Source organism: Methylococcus sp. EFPC2, assembly GCF_016925495.1.
Taxonomy (GTDB): Bacteria; Pseudomonadota; Gammaproteobacteria; order Methylococcales; family Methylococcaceae; genus EFPC2.
This window is the reverse complement of the sequence record NZ_CP070491.1, coordinates 1893901-1916681: the sequence shown is the minus strand read 5'-3', so window position 1 is coordinate 1916681 and position 22781 is coordinate 1893901. Positions and strand designations below refer to the sequence as shown.

The 22781-nt window shown below is 61.8% G+C and carries 27 protein-coding genes; 23 read left to right on the top strand and 4 right to left on the bottom strand.

Going from position 1 to position 22781, the window contains the following annotated elements; all coding sequences use genetic code 11:
* Nucleotides 1–4: 4 nt before the first annotated feature.
* The 12 genes from mlaE to JWZ97_RS07945 all read left to right on the top strand — a co-directional run bounded on the left by mlaE (nucleotide 5) and on the right by JWZ97_RS07945 (nucleotide 10304).
* Entirely contained in the window at nucleotides 5–796 is a 792-nt protein-coding gene (gene mlaE, locus JWZ97_RS08000) for a lipid asymmetry maintenance ABC transporter permease subunit MlaE (RefSeq protein WP_205434241.1), read from the top strand.
* Entirely contained in the window at nucleotides 796–1581 is a 786-nt protein-coding gene (gene mlaD, locus JWZ97_RS20330) for an outer membrane lipid asymmetry maintenance protein MlaD (RefSeq protein ID WP_205434240.1), read from the top strand. The genes mlaE and mlaD overlap by 1 nt, the downstream gene beginning before the upstream one ends.
* Nucleotides 1578–1904, top strand: coding sequence for a lipid asymmetry maintenance protein MlaB (locus JWZ97_RS07990; RefSeq protein ID WP_205434239.1), 327 nt, complete (start codon nucleotides 1578–1580; stop codon nucleotides 1902–1904). The genes mlaD and JWZ97_RS07990 overlap by 4 nt, the downstream gene beginning before the upstream one ends.
* A 51-nt stretch (nucleotides 1905–1955) precedes the next feature.
* Complete coding sequence (gene murA, locus JWZ97_RS07985) at nucleotides 1956–3221, top strand: UDP-N-acetylglucosamine 1-carboxyvinyltransferase (RefSeq protein WP_205434238.1); 1266 nt, start codon at nucleotides 1956–1958, stop codon at nucleotides 3219–3221.
* An 8-nt stretch (nucleotides 3222–3229) separates the two neighbouring features.
* Complete coding sequence (gene hisG, locus JWZ97_RS07980) at nucleotides 3230–3871, top strand: ATP phosphoribosyltransferase (protein WP_205434237.1); 642 nt, start codon at nucleotides 3230–3232, stop codon at nucleotides 3869–3871.
* A 4-nt stretch (nucleotides 3872–3875) separates the two neighbouring features.
* The gene (gene hisD / locus JWZ97_RS07975; RefSeq protein ID WP_205434236.1) at nucleotides 3876–5183 is read left to right on the top strand and encodes a histidinol dehydrogenase; all 1308 of its coding nucleotides are present in this window, start codon (nucleotides 3876–3878) and stop codon (nucleotides 5181–5183) included.
* 1 nt (nucleotide 5184) lies between these two features.
* On the top strand, nucleotides 5185–6282 hold the full coding sequence (gene hisC, locus JWZ97_RS07970) for a histidinol-phosphate transaminase (protein ID WP_205434235.1): 1098 nt from the start codon (nucleotides 5185–5187) through the stop codon (nucleotides 6280–6282).
* A gap of 126 nt (nucleotides 6283–6408) precedes the next feature.
* Complete coding sequence (petA, locus tag JWZ97_RS07965; RefSeq protein ID WP_205434234.1) at nucleotides 6409–6999, top strand: ubiquinol-cytochrome c reductase iron-sulfur subunit; 591 nt, start codon at nucleotides 6409–6411, stop codon at nucleotides 6997–6999.
* Nucleotides 6999–8378 carry a cytochrome bc complex cytochrome b subunit gene (locus JWZ97_RS07960; protein WP_205434607.1) on the top strand — a complete coding sequence of 460 codons (1380 nt, stop codon included), beginning with the start codon at nucleotides 6999–7001 and terminating at the stop codon, nucleotides 8376–8378. The genes petA and JWZ97_RS07960 overlap by 1 nt, the downstream gene beginning before the upstream one ends.
* A complete protein-coding gene (locus tag JWZ97_RS07955) occupies nucleotides 8375–9103 on the top strand; it encodes a cytochrome c1 (RefSeq protein WP_371822607.1) in 729 nt (242 codons plus the stop codon). The genes JWZ97_RS07960 and JWZ97_RS07955 overlap by 4 nt, the downstream gene beginning before the upstream one ends.
* Nucleotides 9104–9288: 185 nt before the next feature.
* Complete coding sequence (locus tag JWZ97_RS07950; protein ID WP_240342540.1) at nucleotides 9289–9906, top strand: glutathione S-transferase N-terminal domain-containing protein; 618 nt, start codon at nucleotides 9289–9291, stop codon at nucleotides 9904–9906.
* Nucleotides 9906–10304 carry a ClpXP protease specificity-enhancing factor gene (locus JWZ97_RS07945; protein WP_205434232.1) on the top strand — a complete coding sequence of 133 codons (399 nt, stop codon included), beginning with the start codon at nucleotides 9906–9908 and terminating at the stop codon, nucleotides 10302–10304. Before JWZ97_RS07950 ends, JWZ97_RS07945 begins: the two co-directional genes overlap by 1 nt.
* Nucleotides 10305–10359: 55 nt before the next feature.
* Here JWZ97_RS07945 and JWZ97_RS20190 read toward each other — a convergent pair whose 3' ends face one another.
* The 4 genes from JWZ97_RS20190 to JWZ97_RS07930 all read right to left on the bottom strand — a co-directional run bounded on the left by JWZ97_RS20190 (nucleotide 10360) and on the right by JWZ97_RS07930 (nucleotide 14293).
* Nucleotides 10360–10485 (bottom strand): hypothetical protein, encoded by a 126-nt coding sequence (locus tag JWZ97_RS20190; protein ID WP_256438437.1) that lies wholly within the window; start codon nucleotides 10483–10485, stop codon nucleotides 10360–10362.
* A gap of 137 nt (nucleotides 10486–10622) precedes the next feature.
* Nucleotides 10623–11456, bottom strand: a complete 834-nt coding sequence (locus JWZ97_RS07940) for a carbohydrate ABC transporter permease (RefSeq protein WP_205434231.1) — start codon at nucleotides 11454–11456, stop codon at nucleotides 10623–10625.
* Nucleotides 11453–12793, bottom strand: coding sequence for an exodeoxyribonuclease VII large subunit (xseA, locus tag JWZ97_RS07935; RefSeq protein WP_205434230.1), 1341 nt, complete (start codon nucleotides 12791–12793; stop codon nucleotides 11453–11455). The genes JWZ97_RS07940 and xseA overlap by 4 nt, the downstream gene beginning before the upstream one ends.
* Nucleotides 12794–12898: 105 nt before the next feature.
* Nucleotides 12899–14293, bottom strand: coding sequence for a ribonuclease J (locus tag JWZ97_RS07930; RefSeq protein ID WP_240342539.1), 1395 nt, complete (start codon nucleotides 14291–14293; stop codon nucleotides 12899–12901).
* A gap of 322 nt (nucleotides 14294–14615) precedes the next feature.
* Between JWZ97_RS07930 and JWZ97_RS07925 the strand changes: the two genes are divergently transcribed.
* The 11 genes from JWZ97_RS07925 to JWZ97_RS07875 all read left to right on the top strand — a co-directional run bounded on the left by JWZ97_RS07925 (nucleotide 14616) and on the right by JWZ97_RS07875 (nucleotide 22778).
* Nucleotides 14616–15023, top strand: a complete 408-nt coding sequence (locus JWZ97_RS07925; protein ID WP_205434229.1) for a F0F1 ATP synthase subunit epsilon — start codon at nucleotides 14616–14618, stop codon at nucleotides 15021–15023.
* A complete protein-coding gene (locus JWZ97_RS07920; protein WP_205434228.1) occupies nucleotides 15020–15289 on the top strand; it encodes an AtpZ/AtpI family protein in 270 nt (89 codons plus the stop codon). Before JWZ97_RS07925 ends, JWZ97_RS07920 begins: the two co-directional genes overlap by 4 nt.
* 3 nt (nucleotides 15290–15292) lie before the next feature.
* A complete protein-coding gene (locus tag JWZ97_RS07915; protein ID WP_205434227.1) occupies nucleotides 15293–15970 on the top strand; it encodes a F0F1 ATP synthase subunit A in 678 nt (225 codons plus the stop codon).
* A 3-nt stretch (nucleotides 15971–15973) separates the two neighbouring features.
* A complete protein-coding gene (gene atpE, locus JWZ97_RS07910; protein ID WP_205434226.1) occupies nucleotides 15974–16240 on the top strand; it encodes an ATP synthase F0 subunit C in 267 nt (88 codons plus the stop codon).
* A 3-nt stretch (nucleotides 16241–16243) separates the two neighbouring features.
* Nucleotides 16244–16993, top strand: a complete 750-nt coding sequence (locus JWZ97_RS07905; RefSeq protein ID WP_205434225.1) for a F0F1 ATP synthase subunit delta — start codon at nucleotides 16244–16246, stop codon at nucleotides 16991–16993.
* Nucleotides 16983–18461 carry a F0F1 ATP synthase subunit alpha gene (locus JWZ97_RS07900; RefSeq protein WP_240342538.1) on the top strand — a complete coding sequence of 493 codons (1479 nt, stop codon included), beginning with the start codon at nucleotides 16983–16985 and terminating at the stop codon, nucleotides 18459–18461. Before JWZ97_RS07905 ends, JWZ97_RS07900 begins: the two co-directional genes overlap by 11 nt.
* On the top strand, nucleotides 18458–19273 hold the full coding sequence (locus tag JWZ97_RS07895) for a FoF1 ATP synthase subunit gamma (RefSeq protein WP_205434223.1): 816 nt from the start codon (nucleotides 18458–18460) through the stop codon (nucleotides 19271–19273). The genes JWZ97_RS07900 and JWZ97_RS07895 overlap by 4 nt, the downstream gene beginning before the upstream one ends.
* A gap of 215 nt (nucleotides 19274–19488) precedes the next feature.
* Nucleotides 19489–20343 carry a flagellar motor stator protein MotA gene (gene motA, locus JWZ97_RS07890; protein ID WP_205434222.1) on the top strand — a complete coding sequence of 285 codons (855 nt, stop codon included), beginning with the start codon at nucleotides 19489–19491 and terminating at the stop codon, nucleotides 20341–20343.
* 36 nt (nucleotides 20344–20379) lie between these two features.
* Nucleotides 20380–21378 (top strand): flagellar motor protein MotB, encoded by a 999-nt coding sequence (gene motB / locus JWZ97_RS07885; protein ID WP_205434221.1) that lies wholly within the window; start codon nucleotides 20380–20382, stop codon nucleotides 21376–21378.
* A 75-nt stretch (nucleotides 21379–21453) separates the two neighbouring features.
* Complete coding sequence (locus JWZ97_RS07880) at nucleotides 21454–22140, top strand: protein-L-isoaspartate O-methyltransferase (RefSeq protein ID WP_240342537.1); 687 nt, start codon at nucleotides 21454–21456, stop codon at nucleotides 22138–22140.
* Nucleotides 22141–22232: 92 nt separating this feature from the next.
* Nucleotides 22233–22778 (top strand): hypothetical protein, encoded by a 546-nt coding sequence (locus tag JWZ97_RS07875; RefSeq protein WP_205434220.1) that lies wholly within the window; start codon nucleotides 22233–22235, stop codon nucleotides 22776–22778.
* Nucleotides 22779–22781: the final 3 nt, after the last annotated feature.

Sequence of the window (22781 nt, the reverse complement as noted above, 5' to 3'; positions counted from 1 at the left end):
CGACATGAGAGTGCTGATCGAACTCATACGGCGGCTGGGCCGCGCTACCCTGGATACCATACAGAAGCTGGGCCGGGCGAACCTTTTCGCGCTGCATGTATTGGGTGGCCTTCCCGGTCTGATCGGCCGGCCCCGGCTGTTGAATGCTCAGGTATTGTCGGTCGGCGTGCTCAGCATCCTGCTGATCGTCGTCTCCGGACTGTTCGTCGGCATGGTGCTGGGTTTGCAGGGCTTCTACGTCCTGTCCGATTTCGGCGCCGAACAAACCCTGGGCGTGATGGTGGCGGCCTCCCTGGTGCGCGAGTTGGGTCCCGTGGTGACGGCGCTGCTGTTCTCGGGACGCGCGGGATCCGCACTGACTGCCGAAATCGGCTTGATGAAGGCGACCGAGCAGTTGTCCGGCATGGAAATGATGGCAGTGGACCCGATCAAACGCATTTTCGCCCCGCGCTTTTTCGCGGGCGTCCTGTCCATGCCCCTGCTGGCCGCCGTGTTCAGCATGATAGGGGTGATGGGCGGCTATTTCGTGGGCGTGGGTCTGTTGGGGGTGGATGAGGGGGCTTTCTGGTCGCAGATGCAGGCCAAGATCGACTTCTATGAGGATATCGTCAACGGCCTCATCAAAAGCGTGGTGTTCGGAGTCGTCGTGACCTGGATCGCGCTGTTCGAGGGTTACGATGCCATTCCCACCTCGGAAGGCGTCAGCCGGGCGACCACGCGTTCCGTCGTTTACTCGGCCTTTGCCGTGTTGGGCTGGGATTTTGTGCTCACGGCCCTGATGTTTGGAGAGAATTGATGCAGCAATCCAAGGCGATCGAGCTCTGGGTAGGCCTGTTCGTCGGATTGGGCCTGATTGCCCTGTTTTTTCTGGCGATGAAGGTCAGCAACCTGGCCGATCTGAAAATCGATGACAAGAGCTATGTGATCAAGGCGCGCTTCGAAAACGTGGGCAGTCTTAAGCCCAAGGCTCTGGTATCGATGGCGGGGGTGCAGGTGGGCCGCGTCAGCGCCGTCACCTTCGATAAGGACAGTTATGAAGCCGTCGTCGAAATGCGGATAGACCCCCGGTTCGACACCATCCCGGAAGACTCCAGTGCCAGCATACTTACCCAGGGTTTGCTCGGCGAACAATATGTCGGCGTGAGCGCGGGGGGCGCTCCGGATTACCTCAAGGACGGCGACGAGATCGAGTTGACGCAGTCGGCCCTGGTGCTGGAGGAAGTGATCAGCCGCTTCCTGTTCAACAAGGCCGAAAGCGGCGCGGAGAAGAAATCGAGCGAAAACCAGGAAGCCGGCGATAAAACGGACGAGGACAGCCAGCCTGCGGAGGAAGAGGCGGAGGGCAAAGCGGACGCCGAAAAGGAGCCCGAGGACCGGCGGGAAGCCACGTCGCAGCCAGCCGGGCCCACCCTGGAGCCCGCGCCGGCGCCACCCGCATCCAAGCCGGCGCCGGCAGCAGAGCCGGTTTCCAAGGCGGTGCATGCCCCCAAGGCCGTTGCGGCCCCGGCAAAGCCCGTGGTGAAAGCTCCGGCGAAGACCCCGGAGAAGGCGCACGAACGGGGCACGCCCCAGCCTAAATGAAATCGCACGCCGCTACAGCTAACGGTCGAGGGAGCGAATTCGAACTGCAAGAGATCGAGCCGGGCCGCTTCGTCCTGCAAGGCGAGCTTGGCTTCGCCTCTGTCGCCGATGCATTGAAAAAAAGCGCGCGCTTGTTTTCCGGTTCGTCCCGTGCGGTATTCGACTTATCCGGCATCGTCAGGGTCGATAGCGCCGGCTTGGCCTTGCTGCTCGAATGGCAGCGGCGGGCACGTGAGGCCGGAGTCGGCCTCGAGTACATCCACGCCCCCGCCCAACTGTTGGCGATCGCGCGCGTGGCCGGTGTGGACCGGATATTTTCTTGACGATTCAACCCCATGCCCGGTGCTCCGGGTCCAACACGAGTAAACCCCTGCATGGATAAACTGCTTATTTCCGGTGGCAAGCCGCTACTGGGCGAACTCCGTATTTCCGGCGCCAAAAACGCCGCCCTGCCCATACTGGCGGGAGCTTTGCTGTCCGAAGCCCCGGTGACGATAGGGAACGTTCCGCATCTGCAGGACATCACCACCACCATGGAGTTGCTCGGGCGCATGGGCGTGAGGCTCATGGTCGACGAAAAGATGAACATCGAGGTCGACGCAAGCACCGTGGACAGCTTTTACGCGCCCTACGATCTGGTCAAGACCATGCGCGCCTCCATCCTGGTGCTGGGCCCCTTGGTCGCGCGTTTCGGTCAGGCCGAGGTCTCCTTGCCAGGCGGCTGTGCGATAGGCACCCGGCCGGTCAATCTGCACCTGGAAGGCTTGGCCGCCATGGGAGCGGAGATCAGCGTCCGTAACGGCTACATCTATGCCAAGGCCAAGCGGCTCAAGGGCTGCCGCCTGGTGCTGGACCAGATCACCGTGACCGGCACCGAGAACCTGATGATGGCGGCCTCGCTGGCGGAGGGCGTGACGGTCATCGAAAATGCCGCCCGTGAGCCCGAGGTGGTCGATCTGGCGCATTTCCTTAACGCCATGGGCGCCAAGATACGTGGAGCCGGCACCGACATCCTGGAAATCGAAGGCGTAAAGAGCCTGTCGGGCGAGGGTCTGCACTACAACATCATGCCCGATCGCATCGAGACGGGTACTTACCTGGTGGCCGCGGCGGTGACCGGTGGCAAGGTCAAGCTGAAAAACACCCGCCCCGATTTGCTCGATGCCGTGATCGGGAAACTGAAGGAGGCCGGTGCCGACATCGTATGCACCGACAACAGCATCGAGCTGGACATGCAGGGGCGCAGACCCAAGTCGGTTTCTCTGCGCACGGCGCCGTATCCGGCCTTCCCCACCGACATGCAGGCGCAGTTCACGGCCATGAACTGCGTGGCCGAAGGCGTGGGCGTCATCACCGAAACCGTTTTCGAAAACCGCTACATGCATGTTCAGGAAATGCAGCGCATGGGCGCGGATATCAAGTTGGAGTCCAATACCGCCATCGTGCGGGGTGTCGAGCGACTGACCGGAGCGCCGGTCATGGCCACCGATTTGCGTGCTTCCGCCAGTCTGGTGCTGGCCGGGCTGGTCGCGGAAGGCCAGACCGTGGTCGAGCGCATCTACCATATTGACCGCGGCTATGAGTGCATCGAGGAAAAGCTCTCGCAGCTCGGCGCAGAAATCCGCCGCGTCCCCCAATGAGCGACGACATGCTGACGCTCGCCATTTCCAAGGGGCGCATCTACCAGGACACCATGCCCTTGCTGGCGAGCGCGGGCATCGTGCCGACGGAAGACCCCGAAAAGAGCCGCAAGCTGATCATACCCACCAATCGCGCGGACGTGCAGTTCCTGGTCATACGGGCGACCGACGTGCCGACTTACGTGGAATACGGCGCGGCCGATCTGGGGATCGCCGGCAAGGACGTGTTGGTCGAATACGGTGCGGACGGCCTCTATGAGCCCCTGGATCTGGGGATCGCGCGCTGCCGGCTGATGACCGCCGCGCGGGTCGGATTCCAGCCTACCGGCCGGCGCCTGCGGGTGGCGACCAAGTATGTGCACACCGCCCAGCGTTATTTCGCACGACAGGGCCGCCAGGCCGAGATCATCAAGCTCTACGGCTCCATGGAGCTGGCTCCCTTGGTCGGCCTGGCCGATTGCATCGTCGATCTGGTCGACACCGGCAATACCCTCAAGGCCAACGGCCTGGAGCCGCGTGAACTCATCATGAACGTTTCCAGCCGCCTGGTGGTCAACAAGGCGGCCATGAAAATGAAGCACCAGGCCGTATCCCGGTTCATCAGCGACTTGGGCGGCATCGTATCCCGCCAGGCAAACCTAAGCGAGTAGACCCATGAGCGAACTCAACTTGACCCGACTGTACGCGGCGGACGCCGGATTCGAAAGCCAGCTCGACGCCTTGCTGGCCTGGGACGAAAGCGAAGACGCGGCGATCCATCAGCGGGTCCTGGAAATCATCGGCCGCGTCCGGCGCGAGGGTGATGCGGCGGTGCTGGATTACACGGCCCGTTTCGATCACTACGAAGCGGGTTCGGCCGCTGCCCTCGAACTGCCGCGCGCGGAGCTGAAGCGCGCCTGGGACAGTCTGCCGGCGGAGCAGGCGTCCGCGTTGCAAAAAGCCGCGGAGCGCGTGCGAGCCTATGCCGAACACCAGAAAGCGGATTCCTGGCGGTACACCGAGGCCGATGGCACCGTGCTGGGCCAGCAGGTGACGCCCCTGGATAGGGCCGGCGTCTACGTGCCCGGCGGCAAGGCGGCTTATCCGTCTTCGGTACTGATGAACGTGATTCCCGCCAAGGTGGCGGGGGTCCCGGAGATCGTCATGGTGGTCCCCACCCCGCGCGGCGAAGTCAACGCGCTGGTGCTGGCTGCCGCCTATCTGTCCGGCGTCGACCGGGTATTCCGCATCGGCGGTGCCCAGGCGGTGGCGGCGCTCGCCTACGGTACCCAGACCATACCGCGGGTCGACAAGATCGTCGGTCCCGGCAACATCTACGTGGCCACCGCCAAGAAACTGGTGTTCGGCCAGTGCGGCATCGACATGATCGCAGGTCCCTCGGAAATCCTGGTGATCAGCGATGGACTGACCGACCCGGACTGGATCGCCATGGATCTGTTTTCGCAGGCCGAACACGACGAGGATGCCCAGGCCATACTGATCAGTCCCGACGCCGCGCATCTCGATGCCGTCGCGGCGAGCATAGACCGGCTGCTGCCCACCATGGCGCGCAGGGAAGTGATCGCCGCTTCCCTGGGCAAGCGCGGCGCGCTGATCCAGGTAGGCGATCTGGAACAGGCGGCCGAGGTGGCCAACCGCATCGCGCCGGAACACCTGGAGTTGTCGGTGGCCGATCCGGAAGCCTTGACCCGGCGCATCCGCAACGCCGGGGCGATCTTCATGGGGCGCTACACCGCCGAGGCTCTGGGCGATTATTGCGCGGGACCGAATCACGTCCTGCCGACTGCCGGTACAGCGCGTTTTTCTTCGCCGCTGGGCGTTTACGATTTCCAGAAACGCTCCAGCCTGATCTTCTGTTCGGCCGATGGTGCCGACGTACTGGGCCGCACGGCATCGGTGCTGGCGCGCGGGGAGGGTCTTGAAGCCCATGCCCGTTCGGCCGAGTTCCGCATCAAGCCCTGATATGGCAGGATCAAACCTTGAAAACCGGGTGGAGGCGCTGATCCGGCCCGAGATCCTGGCGCTCAAGGCATATCATGTTCAAGCTTCCGCCGGATATGTCAAACTGGATGCCATGGAAAACCCCTATGTCTGGCCGACCGAGATGATCGAGGAATGGCTGGGTGTCTTGCGCTCGGCCAAACCGAACCGGTATCCCGACCCCGCCGCCGATGGGGTCAGGGCCGCGCTGCGGATACACGGCGGCGTGCCGGATGGCGCCGGACTTATGCTGGGCAACGGTTCGGACGAACTTATCCAGATCATCCTCATGGCCGTGGCCGGCCGGAATGCCAAGGTCCTGGCGCCGGAGCCCACCTTCGTCATGTACCGGCAGATCGCAGGCAGCCTCGGTTTGAGCTTTGTGGGCGTGCCCTTGCGCGAAGAGGACTTCGCGCTGGACATGGACGCCATGCGCGCCGCGATACGGGACCATGCGCCGGCGGTGGTGTTTCTGGCCTACCCCAACAATCCGACCGGCAATGCGTTCGCCGTGGACGATGTACTGGAAATTTTGCGCATTTCACCCGGATTGGTGGTGGTCGACGAGGCCTATGCGCCATTCGCCGATGACAGTTTCATGTCCAGACTGGGCAATTTCGATAATCTGCTGGTGATGCGCACCCTTTCCAAGCTGGGCTTGGCCGGTTTGCGGCTGGGCTATCTGGCCGGTCATACGGCGTGGATCGATCAGCTGGACAAGCTGCGCCTGCCGTACAACATCAACGAACTGACCCAGTTGACGGTGAGCTTCGCCCTGAGTCGTCAGGCGGTTTTCGATCGGCAGGTCGCCGACATCCGGCGGGACCGTGCCTCATTGGCCTCGGCGCTGCGAGCCGTGGCCGGCTTGCGGGTGTATCCCAGCCAGGCCAATTTCATCACCCTGCGGCTATTGGAGCATGAGGCGGCTCATGTATTCGACGGATTGAAACGACGCGGCGTGCTGGTCAAGAACCTGCATACGCCCGCTGGGCCGCTGCAAAACTGTTTGCGGGTGACCGTCGGCTTGCCGGAAGAGAATGCGCGTTTCCTCGCAGCCCTGGAGGACGCTTTAATCGGCTAAAAATCCTGGCATCGGCGGCAACGGTCCCGGTTGTTTCGGTTTATCGATATTCTTACAATATAGGTAAACGATGCGTTTACCCAATTATAACAATAACGATCTGATCCCTTCCTTATGGAGCTCCCGATGACCGATCCGGTGGACACCAGTAAACGCTGGTTCCTGACCAAGGCCGCCAGTGCGGCCGGTGCGGTGGGCGTTGCTTTCGCCGCGTCCCCCTTCATTTCATCCATGCAACCCAGTGCCCGCGCCCAGGCTGCCGGCGCACCGGTCGAGGTCGACATCGACAAGCTGGAGCCGGGCCAGTTGATCCGCGTGTTGTGGCGCGGCAAGCCGGTTTGGGTCTTGCACCGCACGCCCGAATCCCTCGCGGACTTACCCAAATTGAATTCCAAGTTGCGCGACCCGGATTCCAAGGAGTCCGATCAGCCGGAAGGCGCACGCAACGAGGCACGTGCCATCAGGCCCGAGATCTTCGTGGCGCTGGGGGTTTGCACCCACCTAGGTTGCTCTCCGACTTACCGTCCCGAAATTGCGCCGGCGGACTTGGGTCCTGACTGGCAGGGTGGATTCTTCTGTCCTTGTCACGGTTCCTTGTTCGACCTGGCAGGGAGGGTCTACAAAGGGGTGCCTGCGCCCAAGAATCTGGAAATACCGCCTTATCGATACCTTAGCGATAGCAAGCTGGTGGTCGGCGTCAATGGGGAGCAAGCATGATGGCCAACGAAAAAGCCAAGGCCTTGTTGGATTGGGTCGACGAACGTCTCCCGCTCAGTTCGTTCTGGAACGAGCATCTGGCCAAGTATTACGCGCCTAAGAATTTCAACTTTCTTTATTTCTTCGGCTCGCTGGCCTTGCTGGTGCTGGTCAACCAGATCGTCACCGGCATATTCCTGACCATGCATTACAAGCCGGATGCGAAGCTGGCGTTCGACTCCGTCGAATACATCATGCGCGATGTCAACTGGGGATGGCTGATCCGCTACATGCACTCCACCGGTGCGTCGGCCTTCTTCATCGTCATCTATCTCCATATGTTCCGCGCGCTGTTCTACGGCTCCTTCAAGAAACCGCGGGAACTGGTCTGGCTGTTCGGCATGGTCATATTCGTGCTGCTCATGGCCGAGGCCTTCATGGGGTATTTGTTGCCTTGGGGGCAGATGTCGTATTGGGGAGCCCAGGTGATCATTTCCTTGTTCGGCGCGATTCCGGGCATAGGAGAAGACTTGGCCGTGTGGATCCGCGGTGACTACGTCGTGGCGGATGCGACGCTCAATCGCTTCTTCGCCTTCCACGTGATTGCCGTGCCCTTGGCGTTGCTGGGACTGGTGGTGCTGCATCTCGCGGCCCTGCATACCGTGGGATCGAATAATCCGGACGGCATCGAGATCAAGAAAAACAAGGGTGCCGATGGCGTGCCCGTGGACGGCATTCCGTTCCATCCCTACTACACGGTCAAGGATTTGTTCGGCGTCGCCGTATTCCTGATCGTGTTCTCGCTGATCCTGTTCTACCTGCCCGAATTCGGTGGATATTTCCTGGAACACCCCAATTTCGAGCCGGCCGACCCGATGAAGACGCCGGAGCATATCGCGCCGGTCTGGTACTTCACACCCTTCTATTCCATTCTGCGCGCGATCCCGGACAAGCTGGGCGGCGTCGTGGCCATGGGGGCTTCCATCATCCTGCTGTTCTTGCTGCCCTGGCTCGACCGCTGCGGGGTGCGGTCCATACGGTATCGCGGGCCGGCATTCAAGATCGCGCTGACGCTGTTCGTGATCGCCTTCCTGGGGCTGGGCGTTTTGGGCACGAAGCCGGCCACCGAGGTGGCGACCTTGTTCGCCAGAGCGTTCTCCCTGGTTTATTTCGGCTTCTTCCTGGCGCTGCCCTTGCTTTCGGCACGGGAGCAAACCAAGCCGATTCCGGAACGCCTGACGGAGGCCGTCATTCCTTTGGAGAAGCGCGAAGGCAAACTCTGGGATGTCGTGCGCGCATCGCTGCAGTGGTTGAAGTCGACCGAGGTTTGGCAAAAAGCCGAGGGCCAGGTTCAGCTTGTCTACGCCAAAATTAAAAATACCTGCTGCAAATCACAATGATGAAAGCATTAATCGGATTTTTAATCCTGGCGCTCTCTTTTTGCGCCCAGGCCTCATCCAATAGCTCCGTCGATCTCGGCGACGCCGACGCGGACGTATTTGACCTCGAATCGGTCCGGCGTGGCGCTGCAGCTTATGTCAACTATTGCGTGGGCTGCCACTCGGTCAAACATTTGCGTTATTCCCGCCTGGGGGCGGACCTCAAACTCAAGGAAGACGATCTGCGCAAGGATGTATTGCTGGACGGGCTGAAAATTCAGGACAGCTTGCTCAGCGCTATGGATAAGGAAGACGCGCAGGAGTGGTTCGGCGTGGAGCCGCCGGATCTGTCCCTGATAGCCCGTGCGCGAGGCGTCGACTGGCTGTACGGCTATCTCAAAGGTTTTTATGCCGATCCTAGCCGACCGAGCGGCGTGAACAACGTGGTCTTTCCGGACGTGGGCATGCCGAACGTCCTGTGGGAGTTGCAGGGCCTGCAGAAAGCGGTACACAACGCGAAAGGCGACGATAAGGCGATCACCCGCCTGGAACTCGCCCAACCGGGGAAGCTCACGCCCAAGCAATATGACCAGTTCGTCAACGACCTGGTGGCCTTTCTCTCCTATGCCGGAGAGCCGTCCCAGTACCAGCGTCTGCGGCTGGGCAAATACGTCATCTTCGGCCTTCTCATCCTGGCGGTGCTGTTCTACAAGCTCAAGAAAGCGTATTGGGAGGGCGTAGAGTAGGGTTTTCGTGGTAGAATGCGGAGCTCCCATTACCGTCTGGCGGATTTAAACGACCTCCGGGGGATCGACTCCTCGCCGCCGGGTGGGGCTCGCCCGTGATTTTGTTGGTCGTCCCGATGGCAGGGGTTTTCCTTGGAAATTTGTGAGGTATAAGCGTGGCAACTGCGGCCAGTCGCAAATCGGTGATGACTCTTTTCTGTTCCCCCACGTGCGCCTACAGCCATCGTACGCGGTTTGTCCTCTTCGAAAAAGGTATTGCGGCGGATGTCGAATATATCGACGTCAATCAACCGCCGGAGGATTTGCTTGAGCTGAATCCTTTCGGAACGACTCCGACGATGGTGGACCGCGACCTCGTATTGTATGAATCGCGCATCATCATGGAGTATCTGGACGAACGCTTCCCGCATCCGCCTCTGCATCCCATGGACCCCGTATCGCGCGCGCGGGCACGCATGCTGGTACACCGCATCGATCAGGACTGGTACAGCCTGCTCGACGAGATCGAAAAATCGGCGGACAAGAAAGCCCTCAAACCCAAGAAAGCGCTGCGCGAAAGCCTGATATCCGCGACGCCCCTGTTTGCGGCCAAACCGTTTTTCCTGAGCGACGAATTTTCTTTGGTCGATTGCGCGCTGGGTCCCCTGCTTTGGCGTCTGGCTTCCTTGGGGATAGAGTTGCCCAAGCAGGCCGAGGCCGTGAAGAGCTATGCCCAGCGCTTGTTCGAGCGGGAAGGCTTTCAGGCCAGTTTGAGCGATCAGGAGCGCGACTTCAGTGCTCCTGCGGAAATGCTTACCGCCTGATGGGCTCGCTCAAGCCTTATCTGATCCGGGCCGTTTACGACTGGATCGTCGACAACAACTGCACGCCCTACCTGTTGGTCAATGCGGAGGCGAAGGACGTCGAGGTGCCGACCGCCTATGTGGAAGATGGACGCATCGTCCTGAACCTCCGGCCTCAAGCGGTGCAGGGGCTGCAGTTGGGGGATAAGGTCATCGAATTCAGCGCCCGCTTCAGCGGGACGCCCATGCATGTTCGGGCACCCATCGCGGCGGTGCTCGCCATTTACGCCCGCGAAAACGGACGCGGCATGGTCTTCGAGGAAGGGGAGGACGACGCGCCTCCCCCGCCGGAAGAGCCCGAGAAGGGCGGCGAGCAGCGTCCGCCGCGCGCGCGTCCCAATCTGCGGGTCGTCAAATAGTCACGGCGGCCGGTTCGCGACGGCCCCGAACCCTCTTCTCGCCAGCCCGCGCGGCTTAGCGGCGACGTTCCTCGTCGAGCACCGGACTGCGGTAATTGCTCGTGCAAAAAGCGATCGAAAACGCCAGTGTTCCGGCGAATGCGCCTATCAATATCACTTCTAGCCATGTGATGTCCGTCATTTCGATACTCCTGTGATGAATCAAAAGCGACGGCTTCATCATAAGGATTCACGATTTATCTACAATAACCGCGCAATTTACGCCACGTTGCCTGAGAGTAAATAATCGGTTCCCATGCCCTTCGAGGTAAGCCCGAGTTATTCCTTCACGCTCCCCAGCACCAAACCCTCGATGTAGTGCCGTTGCAATGCCAGAAAAACGACCATGACCGGAAGCAGGGTCAGCACCGCGGCGGACATCATCAATTCGATATCCTGAACATGCTCGCCCAGGAGGTTCGCCAGCGCGACCGGCAGGGTGTACAGGTCGTTGTCGGTCAGGATGATCAAAGGCCACATGAAATCGTTCCAACTCCCCATGAAGGTGAAAATGGCCAGCGTGACCAGGATAGGCTTGCACAGCGGAAGGACTAGCGACCACCAGATGCGCAACTCGCTCGCGCCGTCGATGCGGGCGGCGTCCAGCAGGCTGTCGGGGATGGACAGCGCGAACTGACGGATGAGGAAGATGCCGAATATGCTGGCCATGCCCGGCACGATCACGCCGCCGTAGGAATTGACCAATCCGAGTTGCTTGAGCAGCAGAAACAGCGGCAGCATCGCCACTTGGCCGGGTATGACCATCGCGGTCAGCAGGTAGCGAAACAGGCGGTCGCGTCCGGCGAAGCGGAATTTCGCGAAGGCGTACCCGGCCAGGGCGTTGAGCGACAAGGAGAGCAGGGTGATCGCCGTGGCCAGCAAAGTGCTGTTAAGCAGGTAACGGGCCAGGTCGAGTTGGGTGAACAAGGTCTTGTAATGCTCGAAGGTGATGCTTTCGGGCCACAGGGGGGGCGGCAGACGCGTGGCGGCCATGGCTGGCATCAGCGAGACCGAAACCATCCAGAAAAGCGGGAACAGGGTAAGTGCGACGGCGATCAGCAGGACGCCGTGCAGCAGCCAGGATTTGATGGTCGAGGACACCGCGGGATTCATTCCACCCGGCTGATGAGGCTGCTTGCCGCGAATCGGGTTTCTATCAGTTCGCCTTTTTCAACTTCGCTCGCATCGAGCAGCGCTTTCCCGTCGAGTCGCCTCAGCGTGATGGAATAGCCGCGCGCGAGCGTAGCCAGCGGGCTGACGGTGTGCAGTTTCTCGCTGTATTGGGCCAGCCTCATGCCCCGGTGCTGCAGCTGGCTACGGATGGCGTTGTTCAGGCGGCGTTCCCAGTCGTCCCGACGGGCGGCTAGCAGGGTCAGGGTCCGATCCGGGCGGTGGGCGAGCAAGCGCGTCGCCACGCGGGAGAAACGCGCCGCGTGCCGGGTCAGGCAGTGCGCATGAGCCCGTTGCAGACGCAGTTCCAGTTCGTCCAGTTTCTGCGCATTGCGGTCCAAAGCCCGGCGCGGATGGGACAGGCGCAGCCTGGATTCCAGATGGAGCAGGGTCCGGGCGTATCCTTCCAGGCGTACCCGCATGGGGTGGCGCAACTGGGACTCCAGCCGAGCACAGCGCGCCAGCCATTCCACACGATCCGGGCTGACCGCCTCTGCGGCGGCGGAAGGCGTGGGGGCACGAAGGTCGGCGGCCAGATCGGCGATGGTAGTATCGGTTTCGTGTCCCACCCCGCTGACGATGGGGATGGAACAGGCGGCGATCGCCCGCGCCACGATTTCCTCGTTGTATGCCCACAGGTCCTCCAGGGAACCGCCGCCGCGGGCCAAGAGCAGCACGTCGCAAAGGCCGCAGCGCTCGGCAAGTCCAATGGCGCCCGCAATCTCCGCCGCGGCTTCGCGGCCCTGCACCTTGGTGGGAAAAATCAGCACCGGTAGAGCCGGAAAGCGCCGGGCGAGCACGTGAAGCACGTCGCGTACCGCGGCGCCGGTGGGCGAGGTTACGATGCCGACGCAGCGGGGCAGGGCGGGCAAGGGCGTTTTCCGTGCCGGATCGAACAGGCCTTCGCCCGCGAGCTTCAACTTGAGCGCTTCATAAGCCCGCCGCAGGGCACCGTCGCCGGCTTCCTCCAGATAATCGACCACCAACTGGTAGTCGCCTCGGGGTTCGTACAGGGTGACCTGCGCACGGACCAACACCTGAATGCCGTTTTGCGGACGACAAGCCAGTCCCCGCACGCTTCCCCGAAACAAGGCGCAGCGAACCTGGGCGTCGCGGTCCTTGAGGGTGAAATAGAGGTGGCCCGACGAAGGTTGCGATAGATTGGAAATCTCCCCTTCCACCCAGACCGTACCCAGTTGGGTGCTCAAGACCAGCCGGGCCCGGCCGTTCAACTCGGACACGGTGTAGATCGTACGGGGGGCCTGCAGTTCGGTCGTCATGGTCATGCGGGGCGGTGGCGGGAAAGCCAGTATAACGACCCCGGCGCGAAATTTCGTGGCGCCGTTCGAAGCCTCCGATCGGCTCGAGGTCGAGGACCGCGAGCATCAATGAACCCGAGCGCGCATTTCCTGCAGGACGTCCGGCAATACCGGCGCCAAACGGCCGTCCGGCCGCACGCTGAGCCTTCCGGTATCGATTTGGCCTAGCCTCTGCAGCCCCCCTCGGCTCAGGCGGCAAAGCGCGCCGTTCTCGACGATGGCGGTATGCGGGACGTGACAGGCGGCCGCGATTTCTGCGTTGGCGGCGAGGTGCCGCGGGGTGCCGTGCACCGGGATCACCAGCGGCGGCTGCACCCAGTTATAAAGCCGGCGCAAGTCCTCTTCTGCCGGATGGCCGGAGACGTGGATGGGTGCGTCATGATCGGTGAGGACATGAATGCCGAGCGCACGCAGGCGCCTATAGATACGCTCGACCGCGCCCTCGTTACCGGGTATCACCCGGGAGGAAAAAATCACCGTGTCGCCCGGATCCAATAACAGGTCGCGGTGCATGTCCTGGCTGATGCGCGTGAGCGCCGCATTCGCCTCGCCCTGGCTGCCGGTGCAAACGGCGAAGACTTCCGCCGGAGGCAAATGGCCCAGATGGCGCCCGTCGAGCAGTTCGGGCAAATCGCCCGGCCAGTAGCCGGTGCCGCGGGCGACGGCCACCATCCGTTCCATGGCCTGACCGACCACGCCAAAACGCCGTCCCAGCGTGCCGGCGACCCGTGCCAGGGTCACCAGGCGGGCGATATTGCTGGCGAATGCCGTCACCAAGATGCGTCCCGTCGCCTGTTCCCCCAGCCTGAGCAGCGGCTCGAACAGGCTGCCCTCGGAGCCGGTATGGCCGGGGACGACCGCATTGGTGGAGTCGCATACCATCGCCAGCAGGGGCTCACGCCGCAGGGCGACGAGTCTGGGATGATCGTAGCCGCGTCCCACCACCGGGCGGTCGTCGAGTTTCCAGTCGCCGGTATGCAGGACGGCGCCTTCGGATGTTTTGATCAACAACGCATTGGGTTCCGGTATGGAGTGCGTCATGGTGACGTATTCGACCGAGAAAGGACCTACCTGAACGCGCGCACCCAAGGCGACTTCGACCAGCGGCGCATCGTCGCTGCCGGTGCTGACGAGCTTGGATCGGACCAGGGCCGCCGTGAAGGGTGTCGCGTAGATGGGGCAGCGCAGCTTTTGCCAGAGATAAGGCAGTGCGCCGATATGGTCTTCATGGCCGTGCGTCAGGATGATGCCGGCGAGGCGCTCGCGCCGGGCTGCGATAAAGGCGGGGTCGGCCATCATCACCGGGTGGTCGGGAAAGTCGTCGCCGCCGAAGGTGATGCCGAGATCGACCGCGATCCAGGCCCCGTCGTGGCCGTACAGCGTCAGATTCATACCGATCTCGCCGGTACCGCCGAGAGGCAGGAACAGGAGTTCGTCTTTGGCAGGGATGATGGACTGCATAGGGCTTTCGGTTTCAAGTTTACGGAGCGAAAGTGTGGCGTCGGGCCGGAGAGGCGTTCCGCCCCGGCTGCCCGCCGGGCGGCCCGGAGGTCCGCAACTGCCGCGCAATTGTCGCATCCTCAATCATCTCGCATCCCTAATACAAGCGGGACGCCAGGCGGGTTACAAATCAGAGTCTCTGAGCGTCCTTTTCCCAGGCATCAACGGCCGACCTGGCGATCCCGGCGTTCTCCGCTTGCCGGGCGGCCTCCCTGGACGGGGTTCGCGGCATCATGTAAACGGCAACTTACTCGTGGCCTCGGCGGGTGATAATCTCCTCGCCATGAAAACCTTTACCCTCCAGTTGCGTGACGCCACCCATGCGGAAACCGTGGCGGACGTGGAAGCCTTCGTGGGACAGGATGCGAGCGGCAGTTTTTCCATCTGGGCGGGACATGCACGATTTCTCACCGTGCTGGTATTCGGGCTGGCGCGCTACCGTCGGGTGGACGGACTGTGGCATTACCTGGCGGTGCCGGGAGCCGTGGTTTATTTTTGCGACAATGCGCTACGGCTCGATACGCGCCGTTATCTGATCGACGATGACTACGAGAGGGTGAGCCGACGGCTGACGGACGAACTGCTGGCGGAGGAAAGGCAGTTGGAGACCATGAAGGCCCATCTGCGGCGCATGGAGGATGAGTTTCTCAAGCGTCTATGGCAAATCGGCCAGCAGGGGAGAGGCTTATGAACCCGTCCAAGCGTTTGCAGCAACAGGTGGAAAAGCAGGCCGGGCGTATGCGCAAGGCCGAGCGGGAGCGGAAAACCTTGCTCGCCCAGACGCTGTTCGTCGGTTCCTTGGGGTTGATGATGGGCATCCCGGTGGTGCTCGGCGCCTACCTGGGCCTTTGGCTAGACGGTTTCAGCTCAGGCTATTCGGTCCGCTGGACCGTGGGCTTCATCCTCCTGGGCGTGATCGTCGGCGCCTATAACGTTTACCGGTCGATCCAGGAGTAGGCTGTGGAACTCGAGTCACCCATCCTGTTCAGCATCGGTTTCCTGCATGTCAGCGCTACGGTGGTCATGACCTGGGCGGTGATGGCGCTGCTGGTCGTCCTGGCCTTCCTGTCGACGCGTCGGCTGACGATCGTTCCTGGTGGCCGACAGACGGCGGTGGAAGGCATCGTTGCCGCCATGGACGAGGCCGTGCGCGCGGTGGCACCGCAGCATGCGGAGCGGATCCTGCCCTTCATCGCCACGCTATGGATCTATCTGGTGGCGTCCAATCTGGCGGGATTGATCCCCCATGGTTTTTCTCCCAACCGCGATCTTTCGGCGACGGCCGCCCTGGCGGTCGTGGTCTTCCTGTCGGTGCACTGGTTCGGCATCCGTGCCTTGGGATTCCGCCGCTATCTGCGCCACTATCTCTCGCCCAGCCCGATACTCCTGCCGTTCCACCTCATCGGCGAAATCACCCGCACCATCGCCCTGGCCATCCGTCTGTTCGGCAACATCATGAGCCTGGAAATCGCCGCCGCGTTGATCCTGCTGGTCGCCGGCTTCCTGGCACCGGTGCCCATACTCATGCTGCACATCGTGGAAGCCCTGGTGCAGGCTTATATTTTCGGCATACTGGCCTTGATCTATCTGGCCGGGGCCATGCAATCGCAAGAACAGCACTTATCTACGGAGGAGTAATCCATGCCCGATTTGAGTTCCTTCGTCACCTTCTCCACCGTGGCCGCCGTCGCCGGCATCTGCCTGGGTGTCATGCTGCCCGCCATTGCCATGGGCAAGGCCATCACCGCCGCCATGGAAGCATTGGCCCGGCAGCCCGAGGCCGAGCGCTCCATCATGCGCACCTTGTTCATAGGCCTGGCCATGATCGAATCGCTGGCGATCTACTGCCTGGTGATCGTGCTCATCGTACTGTTCCGCAATCCGCTACTGGAATACCTGGTGAAATAAGCCATGGAACTGGATTGGAGCACGCTTGCGCTGGAAATCTTCAATTTCCTGGTCCTGGTCTGGCTGCTCAAGCGGCTGCTCTATCAGCCGGTTCTGGACGTCATCGCCCAGCGCCGGGCCGCCATCGAACACAGCTTGGCGGTCGCCGCCGACAAGGAGGCCCAAGCGCAGGCGCTGAAAACACAATACGAAAACCGCCTGGCCGACTGGGACAAGGAAAAGCAGGCGGCACGGGAAGCTTTGCGCCGGGAGTTGGAAGCCGAACGCCAGCGGGAGTTGCTGGCCACCAAAAATGCGCTGGCCGTCGAGCTGGAGAAAACCCGCGTCACCGAACAGACCCAGCGTGCGGAGTTATTACAACGGTTGGAAGAACAGGCCATAGACCGGGGTGCCGGATTTTGCGCGACACTATTGGAACGGCTATCCGGCCCCGAATTGCACGATCGCCTGGTGGACATGTTCATCGAAGACCTGCACGCCTTGCCGGAAACACGCCGCGCCGAACTCAAGGCGGGCTGGCGCGATGGCAATCCCGCTGTGGAAGTCACCGGCGCCTATGACTTATCGGAAAGCCAACGCAAGCGGCTGCAACTGGCGCTGGATGAACTCGCGGGTTCTAGCTGTAGCGTGCAATTCCGGCAGGATCAAAGCCTGCTCGCCGGGCTGAAAATTTCCGCACCGCCCTGGACCCTGGATGCCAGCCTGCGCGACGAACTCCAGCATTTCGCCGATTTCGCCCACGATGGCCGCTGAAGCGGCGGGCCCGCTCGCCCGCTTATCCGCCTGGCTGGGTGATTACCGCTTCGGCTTGCGGGTGCGCGAAGTCGGACAGGTGGCGTCGGTGGGCGACGGCATCGTGTGGATCGTCGGCTTGCCTTCCGCCGCCATGGACGACTTGGTGACCTTCGAGGACGGCAGCCGTGCCGTAGTGTTCGATCTGGGCCGGGAACTGTTGGGTGCGGTCTTGCTGCACGAGAGCGATACTTTGTCCGCCGGCACCCGCGCCTGGCTCACCCAACGCAGCCTGCACATCCCGGTGGGCGACGGCTTGCTGGGCCGCGCCGTCGATCCCCTGGGATTCCCCTTGGACGGCCAGCCGGCGCCGGAATCACAAGGCCGGCGCCGGCTGGAGAGCCGTTCCCCGCCCATCGTTGCGCGCGATTTCGTGCATCGTCCCTTGTATACCGGCATCAAGGTCATCGATACCCTGGTGCCCATCGGCAAGGGCCAGCGTCAGCTCATCGTCGGCGACGAGGGACTGGGGCGCAGTTCGCTGGCGCTGGATACCGTCATCCACCAGCGCGGCAAGGGCGTTTACTGTGTCTACGTGCTGATCGGCCAGAAGCGCTCGAGCGTGGTCCAGACCATCGAAACCCTGCGTCACTACGAAGCCTTGTCCTATACCACGGTGGTGGTGGCGGAGGCTGCGGCCTTGCCGGGGCTCAAGCATTTGGCGCCATTCGCCGGCTGCGCGATCGCGGAATACTGGATGGAACAAGGCAGGGACACCCTGGTGATCTACGACGACCTGTCCGCTCATGCCCGCAATTATCGTGAGCTCTCGCTGCTGCTCAAGCGCCCGCCGGGCCGCGAGGCTTATCCGGGCGATATTTTCTCGGTTCATGCCCGTTTGCTGGAGCGGTCCACCTGTCTCAATGCCGCGCACGGCGGCGGTAGCATGACCGCCCTGCCCATCGTGGAAACCCAGCAAGGCGAAATCGCCGCCTACGTGCCGACCAATCTCATCTCCATCACCGACGGACAGATCTACCTGGACCGCGCGCTGTTCGTCAGCGGAGTGCGGCCAGCCATCGACATCGGCCGCTCGGTTTCCCGCATCGGCGGTGCGGCGCAGCATCCGGCCGTCAAGCGCGAGGCGACGAGTATGAAACTGGCCTATCTGCAATTTCTCGAGCTGGAAACCTTCACCCGTTTCGGCGCCCGCCTGGAAGCCTCGATGGAAAACATCATCCGTTCCGGGCGGGTGCTCCGGGAGCTACTCAAGCAGGACAGGTTGGTGCCCCTCTCCATCGAATGCCAGATGGCCTGGCTGGTGGCGTTCAACGACGGGCATTTGAACGCCGTCGACCCCAAGGACTTGCCACCATTGTTAAGCCAGCTGGAAAAGGGCGCCTGCCGCTCCGGCCTGAATCTGTCGGACTCCCGCGAGGCTTGGCAGAAATCCGTCCGGAGCTGGCTGGGTTCGAGCGAGAACGCATGAGCCGGCGCCACGCGCTCGAAGCGCATCGCCATACCTTGGGCGAGGTGCGCGACATCATGGACGCGATGAAGAACCTGGCGCTGATGGAAATCCGCAAGCTGGAGCGTCACCATGCCAATCAGCGCGTCCTGGTGGACGACTTGCGCCGGGCTGCATCGGACCTGCTGGCTCACCATCCCCTGCCACACACGCAGCAGCCGAACAGCGAAGTTCATGTCCTGTTCGGTGCCGAGCGCGGTTTTTGCGGCGGTTTCAACGAGGCCTTGCGCGTCGAGTTCGACACGCTGGGTCCGGACGCCCGCTGCATCGCGGTCGGGCAGCGTCTGTATACACGTCTGGAAGACGACCCGCGTGTGCTGGCGGCGCTGGACGGCGCCAGCATGGCGGAAGAAATCGGCATCGTGTTGGAAAGACTGGTGCAAACCCTGGGCGAATTGCCGGACCAGGGGCCGTATGGATTGACCGCGCTGTACCACGAGCCGGAAGCCGGCGTGACCGAGCGGCGCTTGCTGCCGCTTTATCTCGATCTTCAAGCCGGCGATTTTACGCCCCGCGATCAGCCGCCGGTCATCAACCTCCCGCCGGCCCCGTTGCTGGCCGAGTTCGGTGAGTATTATCTCTTGGCACTGCTGCATCGGATCGCGTGCGCCTCGCTTCAAGCGGAAAACCAGTTGCGCATACAGCATCTGGGCAGCGCCGTGCATCGCCTCGACAACCGCCTGGACGAGTTGGATCGGGAATGCAATGCGCTGCGCCAGGAGGAAATCACGGAGGAGATCGAGGTTTTGCTGCTGAACATGAGCTTGGTTTGAGCGCCTGGACCGGCGCTTCCCGGGCTTGCGCGCGGAGCCCGCTTGCGAAGTTCGGCCGGGTTTGGTTTTGGCTGCCTGCGGCGGGGCCAGGTTGATCCGCACGGTGCGCCGTAGTTCTGGCGCTATGGCATATATGCGTTAGACTTGGCGGCTCCGCCTCGACGCCGGAAGCTTTCAGGCGCCATTCCGCAGCCTTCTGTCAGAGTAAGATCACTATGTTTCCCATCATCGGTTACCTCGTCGCCATCGGCGGCATTCTGGGTGGATATCTGGGCGCCGGAGGTCACATAGGCATCCTCATCCAACCGTTCGAGGTTCTCATCATACTCGGCGGCGCATTGGGCGGTTTCGTCGTTGCGAACAGCCCAAAAGTGCTCAAGGCTGCCCTGAGCGGGGTCGGGCAGGTGTTCAAAAGCTCCAAGTACAACAAGGATTTCTATCTGGAGACGTTGACCCTGCTGAACAAGATTTTCTACAAGATCAGGCAGAACGGCCTGTTGTCCATCGAGTCCGATATCGAACGTCCGGAAAACAGCGAAGTTTTCAAAGTCGCGCCCCGGGTGTTGGCCGACCACCACGCCACCGAGTTCATCACCGATTATCTTCGGTTGATGGCCAGCGGCAGCCTCGATGTGCACCAGATCGAGAATCTGATGGATATCGACATCGAAACCCATCATGAAGAAGGTTACGAACCCATCGCGGCTTTGGCACGTTTGGCCGACGGCCTGCCTGCATTCGGCATCGTCGCCGCGGTCATGGGGGTGGTGCACACGATGGAGTCCTTGGATCAGCCGCAAAACGTGCTGGGGGGCTTGATTGCCGCGGCGCTGGTCGGAACTTTTCTGGGTATCCTGATCGCCTATGCCTTCGTCGCGCCGCTGACCGGAAACCTGCAGCAAAAACTGGACGAATCCACCAAGTATTACCAGAGCATCAAAGCGGCCCTGATCGCCAGCATCAACGGATATGCGCCGCCCACCGCGGTGGAGTTCGGGCGCAAGGTGATTTTCTCGCGCGATAGACCCGGATTCGAAGAACTGGAGCAACATCTCAAGGCGAACAAATAGCTTAGGTTTTCCTCATGTTTTAGCGAGCCCCATGCCATGTCGGAATCGAATCAGCCCATCATCATCAAGAAAATCAAGAAAGGCGGACATGGCGCTCACGGTGGCGCCTGGAAATTGGCTTATGCCGATTTCGTGACCGCCATGATGGCCTTCTTCCTGTTGTTATGGCTGTTGGGCAGCGTCGATCAGAAGAAACTGAGAGGAATCGCCGAATATTTCAAGGATCCGTGGAAGCCCTCATTGTCGGGTGGCGAAGCGGCCGGCGACACCGTGAGCATCATCAAGGGCGGCGGCGACGACATCACGCAGTCCGACGGGCAGGTCAAGATGACCAATGAGGGCAAACGCGAGCAAATGATCGAAGCCAGCGAGGCGGACACTCAGGCCATCATCGAGGACGAGAAAAACCTCGAACAGCTGGAGCAAAAAATACAGGCGCTGATCAAAACCAATCCGCTGCTGCAACAATTCGACAACCAGATCAAGATCGACATCACGGCCGAGGGCTTGCGCATACAAATCATCGATCAGGAAAAGAGGCCCATGTTCGCACTCGCAAGCGCCCGCATGGAACCTTACGCGGCGCAAATCCTCGATCAGATCGCGCCGGTGATCAACGAGCTTCCCAACCGCATCAGTATCACCGGACACACCGATGCGACGCCGTTTCCCGGCTCAGGAGCCGGCTATACCAACTGGGAGCTGTCGGCGGACCGCGCCAACGCCGCGCGCAAGGAGCTGGTGCGTGGTGGACTGAAGGAAGAAAAGATCATGCGGGTGATAGGGCTCGCATCCAGCGTGGCCCTGGTCAAAGATCACCCGTCCGATCCGATCAACCGACGCATCGCCATCATCGTCATGAACAAGGAAACCGTCGACGCGATATTGGGCAACGGACGCAAGGTCGACGTGTCGTCGGGCAGTCCGATCAACCGCGCTGCCCTGACGCCGGGCTATGGCAAGGCGGTGGAGCCATCGCGTACCGCTCCGCCGGCCCCACCCGCGAGCGTTGCGCCGCCCAGCGCCAAGCCTTAGCGGCGTTTCGCAGTGACATTGCCGGTTTGGCTTAAGGCTTTATCGGCACAGGGGCTCGCGGTTCTCTCGGCTTATTTGACCGCGCGAACCGCGGCCAGCCTGGGTGTGGCGTTCGCTCCGGAGGTGGTGGTCGCCGTTCAGGCCACGGCGGCCGTGCTCATGGCCCTGGCGCTGGGCTTGCCGGTTTGGTGGCTGCCGCTGCAAGCGGTGTTCGGTCCGGCCTTGCTGATGGCTTTGAGCCTGCGAGCGCCGTCTGCCCTGTTTCTCGCCGGTTTCCTGCTGTTGTGGCTGGCGTTTCGCCACAGCGCGGGCGATCGAGTCCCCCTTTATTTATCGAATCGTCTCACGTGGCGCAGGCTGCAGGAATTGTTACCCCGGCAGGAGGGGATTCGTTTCATCGATCTCGGCTGCGGTTTGGGCGGGCTGGTGGCCTATCTGGCTTCGGTCCGGCAGGATTCCTATATTTGCGGCGTCGAGTCCGCGCCCTTGCCCTGGCTGATCAGTCGCATCCGCTTGCTGGGGAGGCGCAATGCCGCCATACGCTACGACGATATCCGCAGGATGAATCTCGCGGACTACGATGTCGTCTATGTATTCCTTTCGCCGGATCCAATGCCGATGCTTTGGGTAAAAGCGCGCCAAGAAATGCGTCCGGGTACCCTGCTGATCAGCAATAGCTTCGACGTTCCGGGGGTTCCGCCCACCCGGACCGTGGTCCTGGATGACCGACGGCGCACTCGCTTGCTGGTTTGGCGCATGTGATCCCGTCCCCCGGATTTTCTACGTCCCTCCGCGAAAAAAACTGAAACCCTGCTAAATTTCGGGCGTATTTAAATTGCCTAGGCGCAACGTCCATGACCAGCACCGCTCAGGAAGGCCCGTTCCCGCCATCGTTCGGACGGTACGAGGAAGAAGCGCAGACGCGCGAACTGCTCGTCCATCTGAGCATGGAGTTGCAAACCCAGTTCCACTGCATCGAGCACGAGGTGAACCGGACCCAGGCCTTGCTCGAGGACGCCATAGTCACACTGACCCGTAGTTTCACCGCGATACACGATGCGCTGGACATCCCGCTCCCGCAAGAGGGGGCGGCGAAGCGCGCGACCGATCCGACGACGAATCTGCATGAACGCCTGGCCGACGATCTCAACGCGGCGCTCCGTTCCCTCCAGTTTCAGGACATGACGCATCAGTTGCTCGACCATGTGACCCGGCGCGTTGCCGATATGGGCGAGCTGTTGAATGAAATCGTCGAGGCTTCGATTACCCGCCCGGAATTTGCGGAGTTTTTACATGCCGGCCGGGCTGCGGTGGAAAGGCATGGTGAGACCGCCGACGAGCGTGGCGTCGGTCCGGTATCCCAGGGCCAATGCGAGGCCGGAGACATAGAATTGTTCTAAGCT

Excerpts from the sequence above, each read along its gene's own strand:
- mlaE (WP_205434241.1), top strand. The coding sequence starts at position 5 with ATGAGAGTGCTGATCGAACTCATACGGCGGCTGGGCCGCGCTACCCTG.
- mlaD (WP_205434240.1), top strand. The coding sequence starts at position 796 with ATGCAGCAATCCAAGGCGATCGAGCTCTGGGTAGGCCTGTTCGTCGGA.
- JWZ97_RS07990 (WP_205434239.1), top strand. The coding sequence starts at position 1,578 with ATGAAATCGCACGCCGCTACAGCTAACGGTCGAGGGAGCGAATTCGAA.
- murA (WP_205434238.1), top strand. The coding sequence starts at position 1,956 with ATGGATAAACTGCTTATTTCCGGTGGCAAGCCGCTACTGGGCGAACTC.
- hisG (WP_205434237.1), top strand. The coding sequence starts at position 3,230 with ATGCTGACGCTCGCCATTTCCAAGGGGCGCATCTACCAGGACACCATG.
- hisD (WP_205434236.1), top strand. The coding sequence starts at position 3,876 with ATGAGCGAACTCAACTTGACCCGACTGTACGCGGCGGACGCCGGATTC.
- hisC (WP_205434235.1), top strand. The coding sequence starts at position 5,185 with ATGGCAGGATCAAACCTTGAAAACCGGGTGGAGGCGCTGATCCGGCCC.
- petA (WP_205434234.1), top strand. The coding sequence starts at position 6,409 with ATGACCGATCCGGTGGACACCAGTAAACGCTGGTTCCTGACCAAGGCC.
- JWZ97_RS07960 (WP_205434607.1), top strand. The coding sequence starts at position 6,999 with ATGGCCAACGAAAAAGCCAAGGCCTTGTTGGATTGGGTCGACGAACGT.
- JWZ97_RS07955 (WP_371822607.1), top strand. The coding sequence starts at position 8,375 with ATGATGAAAGCATTAATCGGATTTTTAATCCTGGCGCTCTCTTTTTGC.
- JWZ97_RS07950 (WP_240342540.1), top strand. The coding sequence starts at position 9,289 with ATGACTCTTTTCTGTTCCCCCACGTGCGCCTACAGCCATCGTACGCGG.
- JWZ97_RS07945 (WP_205434232.1), top strand. The coding sequence starts at position 9,906 with ATGGGCTCGCTCAAGCCTTATCTGATCCGGGCCGTTTACGACTGGATC.
- JWZ97_RS20190 (WP_256438437.1), bottom strand. The coding sequence starts at position 10,485 with ATGACGGACATCACATGGCTAGAAGTGATATTGATAGGCGCATTCGCC.
- JWZ97_RS07940 (WP_205434231.1), bottom strand. The coding sequence starts at position 11,456 with ATGAATCCCGCGGTGTCCTCGACCATCAAATCCTGGCTGCTGCACGGC.
- xseA (WP_205434230.1), bottom strand. The coding sequence starts at position 12,793 with ATGACGACCGAACTGCAGGCCCCCCGTACGATCTACACCGTGTCCGAG.
- JWZ97_RS07930 (WP_240342539.1), bottom strand. The coding sequence starts at position 14,293 with ATGCAGTCCATCATCCCTGCCAAAGACGAACTCCTGTTCCTGCCTCTC.
- JWZ97_RS07925 (WP_205434229.1), top strand. The coding sequence starts at position 14,616 with ATGAAAACCTTTACCCTCCAGTTGCGTGACGCCACCCATGCGGAAACC.
- JWZ97_RS07920 (WP_205434228.1), top strand. The coding sequence starts at position 15,020 with ATGAACCCGTCCAAGCGTTTGCAGCAACAGGTGGAAAAGCAGGCCGGG.
- atpE (WP_205434226.1), top strand. The coding sequence starts at position 15,974 with ATGCCCGATTTGAGTTCCTTCGTCACCTTCTCCACCGTGGCCGCCGTC.
- JWZ97_RS07905 (WP_205434225.1), top strand. The coding sequence starts at position 16,244 with ATGGAACTGGATTGGAGCACGCTTGCGCTGGAAATCTTCAATTTCCTG.
- JWZ97_RS07900 (WP_240342538.1), top strand. The coding sequence starts at position 16,983 with ATGGCCGCTGAAGCGGCGGGCCCGCTCGCCCGCTTATCCGCCTGGCTG.
- JWZ97_RS07895 (WP_205434223.1), top strand. The coding sequence starts at position 18,458 with ATGAGCCGGCGCCACGCGCTCGAAGCGCATCGCCATACCTTGGGCGAG.
- motA (WP_205434222.1), top strand. The coding sequence starts at position 19,489 with ATGTTTCCCATCATCGGTTACCTCGTCGCCATCGGCGGCATTCTGGGT.
- motB (WP_205434221.1), top strand. The coding sequence starts at position 20,380 with ATGTCGGAATCGAATCAGCCCATCATCATCAAGAAAATCAAGAAAGGC.
- JWZ97_RS07875 (WP_205434220.1), top strand. The coding sequence starts at position 22,233 with ATGACCAGCACCGCTCAGGAAGGCCCGTTCCCGCCATCGTTCGGACGG.